General features: G+C 64.9%; 1 protein-coding gene and 1 pseudogene. One reads left to right on the top strand and one right to left on the bottom strand.

Translation table 11 applies throughout. The features are described from left to right. Positions 1–56: 56 nt before the first annotated feature. A protein-coding gene (locus tag DXK32_RS31920; RefSeq protein ID WP_114862158.1) for an IS630 family transposase occupies positions 57–967 on the bottom strand; the annotation gives its coding sequence in 2 pieces (ribosomal slippage) (positions 57–628 and positions 628–967; 912 coding nt in all). Between the two features lie 211 nt (positions 968–1,178). Here DXK32_RS31920 and DXK32_RS31915 point away from each other — a divergent pair. Further along, a pseudogene (locus DXK32_RS31915) lies at positions 1,179–1,341 on the top strand (IS5/IS1182 family transposase); the annotation flags it as partial.

Here is a 1,341-nt window from a genome sequence, read left to right as displayed (position 1 = left end):
GTCCTTCCTGATGGGCGAACCAAGCTTATCCGACTGTCCGGGGAACGGGGACCACTTCAGTCATTAGGGGTGACGGCGTCGATGGCGTCGCGGATGGCTTCCCAGAGATCGGGCAGGGTTCGGGCGGCGGCTTTTCTCAGCCGGGTCTTGATCTTGGAGAAGGCCATCTCGATCGGATTGAAGTCGGGGCTGTAGGGTGGCAGGAGCATCACCGTCGCCCCGGCTGTTTCGATGGCGTGTCGAACAGCGGGAAGTTTGTGGGGTGGCAGGTTGTCCATCACGACGATGTCGCCGGGCGTCAGCGTGGGCACCAGAACGCGTTCGACGTAGGTGAGGAAGGCCGCGCCGTTCATGGCGCCGCCCAGCGTCATCGGCGCCGTGACGCCGGACAGCCGGAGCGCGCCGACGAAGGTGGTCGTGTTCCAGTGGCCATGCGGGACTGGAGCGCGGCATCGCTCGCCCCTTGGCGCGCGGCCGTACATCCGGGCCATCTTCGTAGAGGTGCCGCACTCGTCGATGAACACCAGACGCTCCGGATCGAGGTCCGGTTGGCCGTCGAACCAGGCTTCGCGCTGTTCCGCTACGTCTGGCCGGTTCTGTTCGGCGGCATGCGCCGTCTTTTTTTCCGCGTCACGCCGTGGCGCTGGAAGAACCGGCACACGATGCTGGGCAAGGGGCGATAGCCCGTTGCCACGTCCAGACGCTCGGCTACCTCCGCAAGGGTCAGGTCCGGCTCCGCCGTGATCAGAGCCAGGAGGAACTCCCGGTGCTCATCGATCCGGCGCGAGCGCACGTTCCCGCCGCGCTTGTCCGGTGTCAGGTCACCCCGCGTGCGCGCCCGTGCCACCCAGCGGATCGCAGACGACACGCCAACACCGAAGCGCGCCGCCGCCGCCCGACAGGAAGACCCGGCATGAACGGCATCGACAACGCGCTGACGCAGATCGACGGAAAGCGCCTTGGACATGCGGGCCAGCCTCCTTCACCAGCCCGAAGCTTGAATCACATTTCCGACCTCACGGGAATCCCCCGATTCACATGCACGTCAATCCGCTCTAGTGACGTGTTAAGTAAGGCGGCGGAGGCTGATTACCTAGCAGGATGCGGAAAAAGGGCTGTGCATAGCCGGTCGGTCGTGATTCTCTCGGGTCGAGGAGAATGCGGCCGACGAGGGGGCGATGCGCGGATCGGACGAACGCAGCGAGGGTCTGTTCAGCTACGTGAGCTGTGAAGCGCGGGTTCCTGCGAACCATCCGCTTCGGCCGATCCGGGCTATTGTTGATGAAGCGCTGGAGGTAATGTCGCCAGCGTTCGAGGGGCTGTACTCCAAGATCGGTCGGC

This window comes from Azospirillum brasilense (assembly GCF_003349955.1).
GTDB classification, from domain to species: Bacteria; Pseudomonadota; Alphaproteobacteria; order Azospirillales; family Azospirillaceae; genus Azospirillum; species Azospirillum brasilense_B.
Note: the sequence above shows the minus strand (reverse complement) of the source record. Positions and strands in the feature narration are given on the sequence as shown.